This window comes from Sphingomonas sp. PEI4, assembly GCF_056679955.1.
Genome location: NZ_CM155258.1, coordinates 1,625,022 through 1,639,504 on the forward strand (window position 1 = coordinate 1,625,022; position 14,483 = coordinate 1,639,504).

Sequence of the window (14,483 nt, forward strand, 5' to 3'; positions counted from 1 at the left end):
CTACCTTCGTAAGACCGGCCGGATCGCCCCGTCGACGCGTCGTTCAAAGCGCCAGATCGGGATCGCGAGCGACCTTGACCCGCGTCGCCGCCGGCTTTGGCGTCGTGGCGACGTGGACCGCAGGCGACGGCGCGGCAAGCTGAAGCGTGGCCGCCGTCGATCCCCAATGCTGCGCCAGCAGTTCGGGATGATCGTTCAACGCGATGCCATAGCTCGGTACGATCTCGCGAATCTTGGCCTGCCATGCCGGCGTAGCCAGGTGGTTCGGGAAGATCGTCTTCAGCAGGTTCAGCATGATCGAGGGCGCGGTCGAGGCGCCCGGCGATGCGCCGAGCAACGCGGCGATCGACTTGTCCTTCGATGCGACGAGTTCGGTCCCGAGCTTCAGCACGCCGCCCTTTTGGGGATCGCGCTTGATGATCTGGACGCGCTGCCCCGCCTGCCACAGCCGCCAGTCGCCCTCCTTGGCACCCGGAAAATATTCGCGCAGCGCCGTCATCCGGTCTGCGTCGGTCATGATGAGCTGACCCGCCAGATACTCGACCAGTTCGAAATCGTCCCAGCCCACTGCGACCATCGGCCGGAAATTGTCGATCGTCACCGATGCGGGCAGATCGAAATACGACCCTTCCTTCAGGAACTTCGTCGAGAAGGTCGCGAACGGGCCGAACAGCAACGCCTGCTTGCCGTCGAGATAGCGCGTGTCGAGATGCGGCACGGACATCGGCGGCGATCCGACCGCCGCCTTGCCGTAGACCTTGGCAAGGTGACGCGTCGCGACATCAGGCTTGTCGGTGACGAGGAACGACCCACCGACCGGGAAGCCGGCATAATCGTCCGCTTCGGGAATGCCCGACTTCTGCAGGATAGGCAGTGCGCCGCCGCCCGCGCCCGCAAACACGAAGCGTGCGGTCACGATCTGCTTCTCGTCGCTCTTCATGTCGCGGTAGGTCACGCGCCACGTGCCGTCCGGATTGCGCTCCAGATCGCGCACTTCCTTGCCCGTGCTCAGCGCGAAGCCGGGCTGCTTCTGGAGCGACGCGATATACTGCCGCGTGACCTCGCCCCAGTTGCAATCCGTGCCGAGCGAGGCACGCGTGGCCGCCAGCTTCATTGCAGGATCGCGGCCCTGCATCATCAGCGGAATCCACTCGGCGATCTGCTTCCGATCGGTCGAGAATTCCATGCCGGAGAACAGCGGGCTCGCACTCAGTGCCGCGTGCCGCTTGCGCAGGAAGGCGATGTTCGCATCCCCCCACACCAGGTTCATGTGCGGCGTCGAATTGATGAACGACCGCGGATTGTTCAGCATGCCGGCCTTCACTTGATGGCTCAGGAACTGGCGCGTGACCTGGAACTGTTCGTTGATGTCGATCGCCTTCTCGATCTCGACCAGCCCGTCCTTCTTGTTCGTCGGCGTGTAATTCAGCTCGCAGAGCGCGGAATGGCCCGTACCGGCGTTGTTCCAGCCGTTGGAGCTTTCCTCGGCGACCTTGTCCAGCCGCTCGGCCATCTCGATGGTCCAGCTCGGCTCGAGTTGCCGCAACAGCACGGCGAGCGTGGCGCTCATGATGCCACCGCCGATCACGAGGACATCCACCTTCCGCTCTGCCGCTGCACCGTCCGCCTGCGCCAGGGGAAGGATCGCAGCGGAACCTGCCACGATCGCCGATCCCATCAGGCCGCGCCGGGTCACGCCGCGCGCGGTCTCGGACGGCGTTTCGGAGGTCTCTGGGCCGACTTGGCCGACGCTCGATCCATCTAACATGACGTTCCTTTCTCTTGCCCGGCGTAATGCATGCGAGGATCGTCAACGGCGTTGTCGTGCCGGTCCATGTGCGACGCCTTCAGCGCGACCTTCGCGCAAATGAGTAGCTACAGCCCATGTGGCCCCTGTTGGATCGCGGACCATCGAAAAAGTTCGAAGCCCAATAGGCTATTGGAATAGCTGCACATTATTGCCATACCCGCGACAACTTAAGTCAATATCGTGCACAAATTGGGATCGCGTGTCGCCGATAAGTGCCAAAAGTTGCATCTTTGCACGATGAGACTATCTCCGGCCAATGATGCGGGGATGGCCATCGATCGGCTGGCAGTGGCTGATCGCCACGATGATCGCGTCCGTTGCGGTCGCGGTTATTGCGGGGACAGTAGCGGAACGTCGCGCGATCCAGGTGCTGCGCGCGCAGGCCCATGTCGATGCGCGGCTGCGTGCCGTGCTGCTCGACAGCGAAATCGCGCGGTTCAAGTTGCTGCCGCTGTCCCTGGCAGACGACCGTGATGTGATCGCGGCAAGCAGCGGAACGGCCGCTGCCCGACAGGCGCTCAACCTCAAGCTCGAGGCACTGGCGGGTGTTACTGGCGCGCCTGCCATCTACGTCGTCGGACCGGCCGGTATGGCGATCGCGGCGAGCAACTGGCGATCGCCGCGAAGCTTCGTCGGCGCGGACTATCGTTCCCGCCCCTATTTTCGGGAGGCACTGGCGCGCGGACAGGGTAGCCAATATGCGCTCGGCACAGTCAGTCGCCGCCCCGGCCTTTATCTGGCACAGCGCACCGGGGCGCTGGGCGCGATCGTCATCAAGCTGGAATTCGACCGGATCGAACGGGCATGGGCGCGCGCCGGCGGCATTTCGCTGGTGCGCGATGCGCGGGGAATGGTCGTCGTCACCAGCCGACCGGACTGGCGCTTTAACACCATTCACGCTCGGCCCTCGTCGGACGGGTCCCGCTTTTGCCCCGATAATCAGGCAGCGCGGTGGATCTTGGCGCTGTTGCCGCTCATGCGGTGCCCGGCGGAGGACCTGTTCGTGAGCGCGGAATCGACGTTCGTCGCGCAGGATGTGGTGACGAGCCAGCCTGGATGGCGATTGACCGTGCTTCGACCGATCGACGAGGCCGTATCATCTGCCCGACGCGATGCCGCGCTGATCGCCGCACTGGCGACGATCGCGATCGCGGCAATCGCCTGGGTCTTCCATCAGCGCGTCACGGCCGCACGCCGACGCACCGACGATCTGGAGGTCCTGGTTGCCCAGCGCACCGTCGAGCTTCGTCGCGAAATGGAGCAGCGAGAAGACACCGAAGCGCGCGCAGCTGAACTTCGGGAGGGGTTGCTCCAGGCCAACCGTCTGGCTGCACTCGGTCAGATCACGGCAAGCGTCGCCCACGAAACCGCGCAGCCCGTCGCTGCGATCCGCACCTATGCGTTGTCGAGCGCGACGCTGCTCGATCGCGGCGCGCTGGAGGACGTGCGGGCCAATCTGACGACGATCGGTCGGTTGGCGGAACGCATCGGCACCGTCACGGCTCAGTTGCGCGGGTTCTCCAGCCGCCAGTCCGGCACCATCGGGCCGGTGTTGGTCACGGACATCATCGACGGGACGCTGCTGATCCTCAAGGAGCAGTTGCGCGGGATCACGCTCGATCTTCCGCCGATCCCGCTGGGCTTGGCGGTGATCGGACGCGAGGTGCAGCTGGAACAGGTGCTCGTCATCCTGCTGCAGAACGCCGCGGAGGCACTGGCCGACTGCCCGATACGACGGATTGGGGTCGCCCTCGTCGAGCAGTCCGCGGTCGTGCGATTGACCGTAACGGATTCGGGACCCGGTATCGCGCCGGACATCGCGGCGCGGCTGTTCACCCCGTTCGTGACCAGTCGTGCGGAGGGATTGGGACTGGGGCTGGTCATCGCGCATGACATCATGAGCGAGCTGGGAGGGTCGCTCCGGCTGCGTCCGTCGGACTCAGGCGCGTGTTTCGAGATCGGGATCCGCCGCGCATGACCAAAGCCGAACCAATGCCTATCGTCGCGCTGGTCGATGACGATGAGGACCTGCGCGATGCGACGGCGCAGTTCCTGTCGCTCAACGGGTTCGATGTGCGCGCGTTCGCCGACGCGACGACCGCGCTTGCCGCGATCGACGTCGACTTTCCGGGCGTCGTCGTCACGGATGTGAGGATGCCCGGCATGTCGGGGATCGAGCTGTTCGGGATCCTGCACGACCGTGATCCCGAACTCGCCGTCGTCCTGGTCACGGGACACGGCGACGTCGCGATGGCGGTCGGCGCGATCCGCGGCGGGGCGTGGGATTTCCTGACCAAGCCCTTCGATCCGGAAGCGCTCGTCGCGGCAATAGCGCGTGCAGTGAAAGCACGGGGCCTGGCATTGGAGAACCGTCGCCTTCGGGCCGCGAGCGATGCGGAGGCCGGCGGCGCGCTGATCGGCGATACGGCGGCGATCAGTCGGCTACGGGGGATGATCCCGATGCTGGCGGATGCCGCGCTGGACCTGGTGATCGAGGGGCAGTTCGGTACGGGACGCGAGCATTTCGCGCGCCTTGTCCACCGCGCCGGACGCCGGTCTCGACATCGTTTCCTCAAGATTGACTGCGCGACCGTCACCCTGCCCTCGCTCGAACGGGAGCTGTTCGCGCGCAACGGGGTCATCGCGCGCGCCAATCGTGGCACCGTGTTTCTCCATAACCTGCACCGCGCGGAAACCAGCCTTCAGGATCAACTGATCCGCTTTGCCGAGGCGCGCGCGGTCGGGCTGGAAGGTCATGATCCGGACCCCGTCGACGTCAGGATCATCGCATCGATCGACGAAGCGCACCGCGCACAGGTCAACCCCGCACTGTTTCACCTGCTCGCCGACGTACCGTTGCGGATGCCGCCGCTCTCGGAGCGCAAGGCCGATATCCCCCTGCTCGCGGCACACTTCATGGGACGCGCGGCGAAGCAGCATGATTGCGCCGTCCCGCGTCTGGCGGAACATGCACACCGGCTGGCGGATCGGGCGTGGCCGGGAAACGTGCTGGAGCTGGAGAAGACGGCGGAACGGATCTGCCTCGGACTGGAGGACGAGGCGGTGCCGGTCGACACTGGCGGGGAGTCGTTGTCGGCGCGGCTCGACGCGTTCGAGCGGGCGGCGATCCTGGAGGCGATCGCCTCCACCGATGGCGAAATCGCGGCGGTGATCGACCGTCTCCAGCTTCCGCGGAAGACGTTCTACTACCGCGTCAAACGCCTCGGAATCGATTTGCGCGCCTTACGTCGACAGATGCGGGACCGCCTGGTCACTTGAACGTGTAGCGCGCACCGATGGCGAAGGTGCGGTCGATCAGCAGCGTACTGGAGTTGAACTGCTCGGGGTTACCGACATCGCCGAACTTGTAATAGTTCTGCTGCTTTGCCTTGGTCAGGTTCACCGCGTCGAAGGTCAAGCCGATATCCTTGTTCACGTTCAAGGTAAGCTGGAAGTCCAGGCTCTTTTCCGGGGCGCGCCAAAAGCCGATCGGATTGGCGAACGACCGGGCTTCGTTGCTCTGCAGGAAGCCCTTGCGCCAGACGTACGACAGACGCGCGCCAATCGGCCCGTTGTCGTAGGCCAGCGTCGCATTGTACGACAGTTTCGATACGCCGAAGAACGCCGACTTCGTCGATCCCGTGATCTCGCCGGCAGCGTTGGTAACCGGGATGGTCTGTTCGGAATCCAGGATCGTAGCGCTGCCCGTGACACCGAGCCCGTTCAGAGGACCGGGCAGGTAGGTCGGGAAATAGGTCAGGCCCAGTTCGACACCCTTCAGCACGCCGTCCGAAGCGTTCACCGGACGGGTGATGTTGAACGATTCGGTATAGGTCTCGTTGCGCGGCAGATAGTTGTTCGGGATCGATTCACGCACCGTAAGCGGCACGACCAACCCGTCGATCTCACGACGGAACGCCGTCACATAGATCGCACTGTTGCGTTCGAAGTACCATTCGACCGCCAGATCGATATTCTTCGAATGCGTCGGGGTTAGGTTTGCCGTTCCCGAAGTGCCCGAACCGAAGCCGATGCGCGACAAGTCGCCCGTGAGCACTCGATTGGGGTTCAGATCACCGAAACTGGGACGCCGGAGCGTTTCGCCATAGTTGAAGCGGATGCGCAGATTATCCGTGATCGCATAGCGCGCCGTGAACGAGGGCAGCCACTTCTCCGAACCGTTGGACACGCTCGTCCGGGCAAAGTTGGCACCGCGATCGAAATAGTCATAATCGGTGTCGATCGCCACATACCGCACGCCTGCCTGAAGCTGCAGTGGACGTCCGAAGATGCTGACTTCGCCATCGGCAAGCGCATAGGCAGCCAGGTTCTTTTCCGTGATGCCGAACACCTGGCCGAAGCTCAGCTGATCGGAGAGCAACAGGCCGGGCGCCACGGAACGATACAGGGTACGGACGGCATCCCGGTCCATGGTGCGCGGATCGGCCTGCACCCAGCTCGTGGGAATGTCTGCCCGACCGCCGAAGAAGCCGCTGTTGGTGAAGGGCGTGCCCTCACCGAAGGCTGCCAGCGTGGTGCCCAGCCCTCCCGCGCCCTGATCGCGCACATAATTGTCAGCCTTGCGGTCGTCGAAGCGGAAGCCCGACTTGATGCGGCGCAGGAAGCCGTCGGCCCATGAATATTCGCCATCGAGCATCATCGTCAGCGCGCTGCCGGTATTCTTGGTACCGCTGTCGAACAGGTTGCCGATCGTCCATGCCGTCGCGTCGGTCAGCACGGCCTGATTGCCGAAGCTGTAAGACGGCAGCCCACCGCCCGCGTTGAAGTCCACGTCGATGTCGAGCGGCCCGCGATCCGTGCGGATGGCGAAGAACGAGGTCTCGTTCTTGCTGTCCTGATACGTAATGTCGGCCGAGATCTTGCCGCGGTCGCCCACGTCCCACTTGGCGTTCAGCGCATAGACATAGCTGTCGGTCTTGCTGGTGGAAGTGTCGCCGCTGTTGAACCCCGCGACCGATCCGGCCTGACGCGACTTGATGATGTTCGTCCCGTCGAACAGCTCGAAGCTCGACCCCGGATTGGCCGGCAGGTCGCCCCACCAGTCGACGAAGCTGAAGTTCAGGCTGTTGAACGTCTTGCCCTTGAAGCCGGTGTAGAAGACTTCCGCGGTGTAGGCCGAACGATCGTTGGGCGCCCATTGCAGCGCGGCGTTGACCGCGCGACGGTCGCGCTTGCCGTAAAGATCGGACGCGATGACCGCGTCCCTCGACAGATAATACGGCGTATCGACGCCGTTGATGTTGAGCGTGGAACCCGGCGCGGTAGGCAGGCCAGCATCCAGGCCCGGCGTCCAGTTCTGGTTCCTGTCACCCGGGAAGATCCGCTGCAGCGGGGTAAGGCCCGAACCCGCCGTCGGGTTTTCCGTTGCGAACGGCACGATTGCGCCGGCCTGCAAATTCTGGTTGCGGTATTCGGCGCGCGTGTAGCTGCCGTTCACGAGCAGACCGATATCGCCGATGCCGGTTTCCCAACGGTCGCTGACCAGCAGCGCGGCGTTTGGGTTCACCTTGTCAGCGAGTTCCGAATAGAGCCCGCGTGCGAGGCCCGATATCGTGAAGCCGTCGAAATCGAGCGGGCGCCGGGTCTGCACGTCGATCTGCCCGGCCAAGCCCGTTTCCAGCTGGTCGGCCGAGCGGGTCTTGTAGACGTCCACCTGCTTGACGAGGTTCGCCGAGATATCCTGCAGGGCGAAGGACGTGCCGGCCGCGGTGAAGATGTTGCGCCCGTTCAGCGTCGTCAACGGATCGGTCAGACCTCGGATGGTGATCGTCGCCGCTTCGCCGCCGGCACGATCAGTGACCTGAATGCCGGTGACGCGCTGGAGCGCCTCGACGACGTTGTTGTCGGGCAGCTTGCCGACGTCTTCCGAGACGATCGAATCGACGATCTGGATCGAATTCTTGCGGACGTTCAGCGCGCCGACGATCGAGGCGCGGACGCCGGTGACGACGATATCCTCGTCGGTCTGGTCGGTTGCCTGGACATCCTGAGCGGCGGTGGCATCGGTTCGGGCGGGCGTGCCGGTGGCAGGGACGTCAGGCTGATCCTGCGGCGTGGTCGGCACGGCCTGCGCATAAACCGGCGCGCCAAGCATGAGTGCTACGATCGATGCGGAACACAAAATCAACGGTTTCATCGCCATGCGGCCTCTCCCTAGCGCGTCCATCCGGTCTGTAATCAACCGGTTATTACTCGGACATTTGCTATGACGGCCGTCGTGCCGATGCAAGTCCTAATTATTGGCGATCACCAACAAACGATCAGGCTGGCATCAGGCGGTAGAGCGCAGCCCCGTGCGGCGCCAAGGTCTCTTTCAGCAAATGTGATACGGCACTGAGATCGCGCCGTGCCCAAAGATCTCGCACACCGACCGGCCCTTTCAGTCCAAGCATCGCCAGGTTAACCGGCACCGTTCGCGCGATCTTGTCTGTGTTGAACAGCGCGAGATAGCGGTCCTTCGATCCCGGCACGCGCGCCGACCAGACCCGAATGCCATCGGCGACGAAATGCGGCTGGTTGTCGTAGCTCGTCTGGTTGACCGCGATCACCTCGGGATTGGTGAGAAGGTCGAGCGTCGGGCGGTCGAGATGACGCAGGTCACCGCCCATGATCAGCGGCGAGCGCGCGATCGACCAGAGGGTCATCAGCGTGCGCTGTTCGTCGGGCGTGAACTTGGTATCGCGCGCACCGAGCGCCAGGCGACCGAGCGGCAGCATGTCCGCGTCGGGCCAGCCGCCGGGTACGCGGTGCGCGTTCCAGTTCTCCAGCCGGGTGAACTGCGCTTCGAGCAACGGCCATTCGTCCCAGAAATCGTCGCTGATCCGCCACATCTGCGCGAAACGGCGGACGTGATCGGCGCGGGCGACCGGCGTTTCCCCGGGCGATAGGCTGAGGATGATCGGGCGGCCGGTCGCGACGATCGCGGCATGCGCGCCCTCGATCTCGGGGGCGTGCGCGTCATAGGGACGGCTCATGTCGTCCATCTTGACCAGATCGACGCCCCAGGATGCGTAGAGCGCGAACACGCTGTCGTAATAGGCCTGCGCGCCCGGCTTGCGCATGTCGACGCCGTACATGTCCGGGTTCCAAGCACAGATGCTGGCGGTGTCGGCGATGTCGCGGGCGCGGTATTTCGTCCCGAACACCGGCAGGTTGCGCTCCACCGCCAGCCGCGGAATGCCGCGCATCAGGTGGATGCCGAACCGCAGGCCGAGCGCGTGGACGCGGTCGGCAAGCGGGCGGAAGCCCTTGCCGCCGGCGCTGGACGGGAACCGGTTCGGCGCGGGCAGCAACCGGCCGTAACCGTCTATCGTCGGCGTAGGCTTGGCCGCGTAGGTGTAGCTGCTTGCCCCCGGCTCGTACCACTGGATATCGACGGTGAAGATATCATAGCCCGACGGCAGCAGCTTTTCCGCCATGATCGCCGCGGTCTCGATCGCCTGCGCCTCGGTGATCGTCGTCGCGAAACTGTTCCAGCTGTTCCAGCCCATTGGCGGGGTCGGCGCGAGAAGGCGCGGTGCGTCCTTCGTACGCGCCGTCCCCGCGGCACCGATCGCGCTGGCCGCCAAGGTGCCGGTGAGCAGCGTGCGGCGGTCGAGCGACAGCGCCATCCTCAGCTTACCAGGAACGTCGCGGAGACACGATCGGCGGGGCGCGTCGCCGCTCCGAGCGTGAGGCCCGCGCCGGTGTGGCGCAAGACCATGCCGGGCTTGCCGAGCGCGGCGAAAGTTATGCCCTTGGCGTTGCTCAGGCCCGGCTGCGGCAGGAAGCTCGCGCGTTCGGCGAAGGCTCGGCTCGCATCCTTGGGCGCGAGAGCGATCCGTCCGTTTGCTTGCGCGACCAGATAGCGATCGGGCGCATCGATCGGCACGAGCGAGACGCTGCCCCTGCCCGCTAGGCCCGGCATTTGCCGGAACTGGCTGGACGCGATGTCGCCACGGCCGACCGATACGCTGTCGCCGTCGTGACGGAGGAAGGCGGTCTTGTCACTGGCCAGCGAGAACCGGTCGGGCACCGGTCCGTTGCCGACTGGGATGCCGAAATCGGGCGTGCCGTCGGCGGTGTAATACAGCCGCTGCATCCGGGTGTGGCGGTTCGGGTCCAACAACGGATCGCCCTTGATCGCGGCATAGTCGCGGCCGTGATAGACGAGGACGTCACGGCCCCGTTCGTCGACCGTGAAGCTGTTGTGGCCGGGGCCATAGACGCCCGTCACCGACGACGAGACGAACACCGGCTTGGGCGATTTCGTCCAGGAATCCGCCTTCATGATGTCCGCATTGGCGTCCGCGGTCAGCAGGCCGAGGCAGTAGCGTGCGTCGGTCGCGCTCGCCGAATAGGTGATGAACAGCTTGCCGTTACGCGCCAGCAGCGCCGGTGCCTCGGCGACCTTGTAGCCCTGGATTTCCCAGTCGAGCGTCGGCACCGCGATCCGGATCGGCGGCGTGGCGAGCGTGATCGGCGTGGCGAGCGGGGCAAGATACAGGTTGCTGTTGGTCTCGAGCCCCGGCTCGCGCTGTGCCCAGCATAGATAGCGCGTGCCACGGTGGACGAACGAGGTCGAATCGAGGTTGAAGCTGTCCCACGGCGTCTTGAGCTGGCCCAGCACCGACCAGCGCGCGGTCATCGGATCGGGACCGTCGGCGACCAGCGCATAGGTGCGGATGCGGAACACGTCCTCGCCACCGCCGCTTGGGCCCGCCGCGAAATACATGATCCAGCGGCCGTCGATCAGGTGCAGTTCGGGCGCCCAGATGAAGCCTGACAGCGGACCGCTCGCCAGGTGCCGCCACAGCACCTGCTCGCGCGCGGTCGTCAGCCCGGCGAGCGTGCGCGAACGCCGCAGCACCAGCCGGTCGTACTCGGGCACCGACCCGGTCAGGTAATAATAGCCATCGGTGTGGCGAAACACCTGCGCATCCGCGCGCTGGCGGACGACGGGGTTGCTCGGCACCGGGACGGCGGCGGGGGTGCCGCCGGGCAGTCGCGCGATCGCGCCGCTGGCCGATGCGGCGGTGGCGCCGGCGAGGAACAGGCGGCGGTTCAGTTCGGTCATCGTCAATACTCCGCTACGGGCCAGCCATCGGCGCCCCAGTTTATTGGGGCGATCCGCAACGTCGGCGCGCCATTCTTCGTCCGGTCGTATGCGTGGTAGACGACGTAATCCTTGCCGTCGGTGTCGTGCATCACGCCGGGATGGCCGGGGCCGCGAAAGCGTTGCTGCTCCTGGAGATCGGCACGCAGGAAGATCGTCCCGCCACCGTTCATCATCGCGCTGCCGTCCTTGCCGAGATACGGTCCGGTGATCGCCTTCGATCGGCCGACGACGGTGTAATAGGTGCTGTTCACGCCCTTGCAGCAATAGTCGTAGCTCGCGAGCAGCCAGTAATAGCCACCATGGCCGATGATGAACGGCGCCTCGACCGGAGCGGGTCCGCCGGCGGGTGCGGGACGGCGCGCGATCGCGTGGGGCTTTGCTGCGGGGTCGAGCAGCTTGCCGGTCCTGGGGTTCAGCGCGAACAGCTTGATCCCGGTCCAGAAGCTGCCGAGCGACAGCCATTCGCGGCCCTGCGCATCGACGACGTGGTTGGGATCGATCGCGTTGAAATCGTCCTTGGCCGTGGACATCACCACCAGCCCCTCGTCGCGCCAGCCATAGCCGGGGGCCTTGGGATCGAGCGTCGGGCTGGTCGCAAGGCCGATCGCCGAGCGGTTCGAGCCGAACGTCGAGACCGAGTAATAGAGCCGGTAGCGACCGTCGGTGCCCCGCGAAATGTCCGGCGCCCACATCCCCTTGGTGCCTGGCACCGCCTTGGTCGCCCAGTCGGGCAGGCGCGACAGCGGCGGCGTGCCCGCGGTCCAGTGGACCAGATCGGGCGAGGTCCGGGCGCTCAGCATCTGGCCATCGAGCCCGGTGCCGTAGACGTAATAGGTGTCGCCTGCGCGGATCATCACCGGATCATGGACCGGCGCGATGTCGCCCGTCAGGCTGGCGTTGAGGGCACCGCGTGTCGGTGGCGCCTCCGCGGCTTGCGCCATCACGCTAGTCGGGAGCGTAAGCGCGATCAGTCCGGTCGCCCATCGTGGTGCGGCCATCGTCTCTCTCCCGGTTTGTGCGCCCGCCGGTTGCTCCGGCGGGCGTCCACGATCATTTCAGTTCGAGCATCACCACCGACATTGGCGGCAGCGTCACCGACAGCGTGCCGCCGCTCAGCCGCGCGCCGTTGAACGCCGTCGGTGCGACCGCATTGGGCGCCTCGAAGGTGTTGAGCGCGGTCATCGTCGGCGCAGTCAGCACCTGCCCGGTGACGGTCTGCGCGGTCACGCCCGGCAGCGCTGCGGAGACGCTGGTGGGCTTGTTCGGATCGAGGTTCGAGAGCGCGATCCGCACCACGCCATCCTTGCCACGCACCGCCGAGGCGCTGACCGACGGCATCGTCCACTGGTCCTTGTTGTACCAGGGCGACTTGATGTCGATCGGCAGGACGGTGCCGTCCATGTACGGCTTGTACATCGCGAACACGTGATAGGTCGGCGTCAGCACCATCTTGCTGCCGTCGGTCAGGATCATCGCCTGCAGCACGTTCACCATCTGCGCGATCGCGGTCATCTTCACGCGGTCGGCGTGCTTCGCAAAGATGTTGAGATTGATCGCGGTCACCAGAGCATCACGCAGCGTGTTCTGCTGACGCAGGAAGCCCGGGTTCGTACCCGGATCGCCCGCATACCACGTGCCCCATTCGTCGACCGCGAGCCACATCGTCTTCTTCGGATCGACCTTGTCCATGATCGCGGAATGCTTGGTGATCAGCTCGTCCATCTTGAGCGTCTCGGACAGCGTCTCGGCCCAGCCACGCTCGTCGAACACGGTCGCGGACGCACGCGGCGGCCAGCCGCCGGGGACGGTGTAGTAATGCAGCGACAGCGCATCGACCTTGCCGACCAGCTCGCGCGCCATCGTCTCGGTCCAGTGATAGTCGTCGACGTTGGCGCCGCTTGCGATCTTCATCACGCGCGTATCCTTGGGCGCCTTAATGAAAGTGGCATAACGCCGCGTCAGGTCGGCGGCATATTCCGGGCGCATGTTGCCACCACAGCCCCACAGCTCGTTGCCGACGCCGAAATACGGCACCGCCCAGGGCGCCTTGTGGCCGTTCTTGGCGCGTTCGTCGGCCAGCGTGCCGGCGGGCGAGGTCATGTATTCGACCCACTCGGCCATTTCCTGCGGCGTGCCGTTGCCGACGTTGCCGGCGATATAGGCCTCGGCGCCGAGCTGTCCGGCGAGGTCCATGAACTCGTGCGTGCCGACCGTGTTGGGCTCGGTCACGCCGCCCCAATGCGTGTTGATCTTGACCGGGCGCTTGGCCTTGGGACCGATCCCTTCGCGCCAGTGATATTCGTCGGCGAAGCAGCCGCCGGGCCAGCGCACGACCGGCACGCCGAGCCCACGCAGCGCGGTGACGACGTCGGTGCGGAAGCCGCGTACGTTGGGGATCTTCGATTTTTCGCCAACCCAGAGACCGCCATAGATGCCGGTGCCGAGGTGTTCCGCGAACTGCGTGAAGATTCGACGATCATAGGTCGGGCCCGGCGTGTCCGCGTGAACGGTCACAGTCGCAGTGGTGGTAGCGGGCGCGGGCGCGTCGGTCTGCGCGGTGCCGATGCCGGCGGTCGACAACAGCAGCGCGGCGGCGAGGCCCTTCAGGGTGCGGGTCATTTTTGCCTCAATCATCGAAAGCCTCCACGGATTTGCGAGTGCCGCGCAGGAATGCGTCGGCGACGAGGGTGAACGGGGTCGTGTCGACTTCGCTGCGGCCGCCGCGGATCAGCGATGCGAAGCGGGTATAGAGGCCCGGATATTCCTCGTCGTCATTGTCCACCGTGCCGCTCGGCAAGGTGAGCACCGCGCCGCCCTTGGCGAGGCTGAGCGTGCCGGCGTCGGTCTCGACGACGATGTCCCAGCTTTGCGGGCCGGTCTGGCGCCAGTCGAGGTCCATCGTGATCGGCGTGCCAGCGGCGCTACGGAAGGTCAGGTCGGCGGCGATCGGCGCGGCGCGGTTGGCCGGCGTCGACAGCGTCGCGGACGTGAGGAAGAACGGCTGCGGCAGGATCTCGGTCGCGATCGACAGCGCGTTGATGCCCGGATCGAACACGCCAAGCCCGCCCGGCTCCCAGATCCATGCCTGCCCGGGATGCCAGACGCGGACGTCCTCGCGCCAGATGATCGACACGCGCTCGATCTGCCGATCGGCGAGCCACGCCTTGGCCGGCCCGACACCGGCTGCGAACCGCGAATGCCAGCCGGCGAACAGCGTCGTACCGGTTTCCGCAGCCTGGGCTTCGAGCGCATCGACTTCGGCGAGCGTCGCGCCGGGCGGCTTTTCGAGGAAGACGTGCACGCGCTTGGCGAGCGCCATCGAGGCTAGCTCGTAGCGCACCTGCGGCGGGGTGCAGAGCGCGATCGCGTCGATCGCCGGACCGTCAGCGAGCAGTGCCTCCAGAGACTCGAAGTTGGCGGTTCCTTCGACGCCAGGATCGCGCGGGCTGACGCTCGCGACGAACTCGAACTCGGCGTTGCCTGTGATCGACGGGAGATGCTGGTCGCGTGCGATCTTGCCCATGCCGACGACGGCAATGCGAATGGCGGCCATGT

At 65.5% G+C, this 14,483-nt stretch carries 9 protein-coding genes; 2 read left to right on the forward strand and 7 right to left on the reverse strand.

The features are described from left to right. Positions 1-43 precede the first annotated feature (43 nt). Entirely contained in the window at positions 44-1,768 is a 1,725-nt protein-coding gene (mqo, locus tag AC1MLZ_RS07410) for a malate dehydrogenase (quinone) (protein WP_480961065.1), read from the reverse strand. Positions 1,769-2,066: 298 nt separating this feature from the next. Here mqo and AC1MLZ_RS07415 point away from each other — a divergent pair, with 298 nt between their 5' ends. Both AC1MLZ_RS07415 and AC1MLZ_RS07420 read left to right on the forward strand, forming a co-directional pair. After that, entirely contained in the window at positions 2,067-3,788 is a 1,722-nt protein-coding gene (locus tag AC1MLZ_RS07415) for a sensor histidine kinase (RefSeq protein WP_480961066.1), read from the forward strand. Continuing rightward, a complete protein-coding gene (locus AC1MLZ_RS07420) occupies positions 3,785-5,089 on the forward strand; it encodes a sigma-54-dependent transcriptional regulator (RefSeq protein WP_480961067.1) in 1,305 nt (434 codons plus the stop codon). The genes AC1MLZ_RS07415 and AC1MLZ_RS07420 overlap by 4 nt, the downstream gene beginning before the upstream one ends. Here AC1MLZ_RS07420 and AC1MLZ_RS07425 read toward each other — a convergent pair. The 6 genes from AC1MLZ_RS07425 to AC1MLZ_RS07450 all read right to left on the reverse strand — a co-directional run bounded on the left by AC1MLZ_RS07425 (position 5,082) and on the right by AC1MLZ_RS07450 (position 14,481). Then, entirely contained in the window at positions 5,082-7,973 is a 2,892-nt protein-coding gene (locus AC1MLZ_RS07425; protein ID WP_480961068.1) for a TonB-dependent receptor, read from the reverse strand. The genes AC1MLZ_RS07420 and AC1MLZ_RS07425 overlap by 8 nt on opposite strands. 118 nt (positions 7,974-8,091) lie before the next feature. Next, positions 8,092-9,441, reverse strand: coding sequence for a glycoside hydrolase family 27 protein (locus tag AC1MLZ_RS07430; protein WP_480961069.1), 1,350 nt, complete (start codon positions 9,439-9,441; stop codon positions 8,092-8,094). 2 nt (positions 9,442-9,443) lie between these two features. Further along, positions 9,444-10,886 (reverse strand): family 43 glycosylhydrolase, encoded by a 1,443-nt coding sequence (locus AC1MLZ_RS07435; protein ID WP_480961070.1) that lies wholly within the window; start codon positions 10,884-10,886, stop codon positions 9,444-9,446. A gap of 2 nt (positions 10,887-10,888) precedes the next feature. Then, positions 10,889-11,926 (reverse strand): arabinan endo-1,5-alpha-L-arabinosidase, encoded by a 1,038-nt coding sequence (locus AC1MLZ_RS07440; protein ID WP_480961071.1) that lies wholly within the window; start codon positions 11,924-11,926, stop codon positions 10,889-10,891. A 52-nt stretch (positions 11,927-11,978) separates the two neighbouring features. Next, a complete protein-coding gene (locus AC1MLZ_RS07445; protein ID WP_480961072.1) occupies positions 11,979-13,547 on the reverse strand; it encodes an alpha-N-arabinofuranosidase in 1,569 nt (522 codons plus the stop codon). Between the two features lie 7 nt (positions 13,548-13,554). Continuing rightward, a complete protein-coding gene (locus tag AC1MLZ_RS07450) occupies positions 13,555-14,481 on the reverse strand; it encodes a Gfo/Idh/MocA family protein (protein ID WP_480961073.1) in 927 nt (308 codons plus the stop codon). Positions 14,482-14,483 lie beyond the last annotated feature (2 nt).

Bases quoted from the DNA above. Each gene is read 5' to 3' on its own strand.
- mqo (WP_480961065.1), bottom strand. From the start codon at position 1,768: ATGTTAGATGGATCGAGCGTCGGCCAAGTCGGCCCAGAGACCTCCGAA.
- AC1MLZ_RS07430 (WP_480961069.1), bottom strand. From the start codon at position 9,441: ATGGCGCTGTCGCTCGACCGCCGCACGCTGCTCACCGGCACCTTGGCG.
- AC1MLZ_RS07420 (WP_480961067.1), top strand. From the start codon at position 3,785: ATGACCAAAGCCGAACCAATGCCTATCGTCGCGCTGGTCGATGACGAT.
- AC1MLZ_RS07435 (WP_480961070.1), bottom strand. From the start codon at position 10,886: ATGACCGAACTGAACCGCCGCCTGTTCCTCGCCGGCGCCACCGCCGCA.
- AC1MLZ_RS07440 (WP_480961071.1), bottom strand. From the start codon at position 11,926: ATGGCCGCACCACGATGGGCGACCGGACTGATCGCGCTTACGCTCCCG.
- AC1MLZ_RS07425 (WP_480961068.1), bottom strand. From the start codon at position 7,973: ATGGCGATGAAACCGTTGATTTTGTGTTCCGCATCGATCGTAGCACTC.
- AC1MLZ_RS07445 (WP_480961072.1), bottom strand. From the start codon at position 13,547: ATGACCCGCACCCTGAAGGGCCTCGCCGCCGCGCTGCTGTTGTCGACC.
- AC1MLZ_RS07415 (WP_480961066.1), top strand. From the start codon at position 2,067: ATGATGCGGGGATGGCCATCGATCGGCTGGCAGTGGCTGATCGCCACG.
- AC1MLZ_RS07450 (WP_480961073.1), bottom strand. From the start codon at position 14,481: ATGGCCGCCATTCGCATTGCCGTCGTCGGCATGGGCAAGATCGCACGC.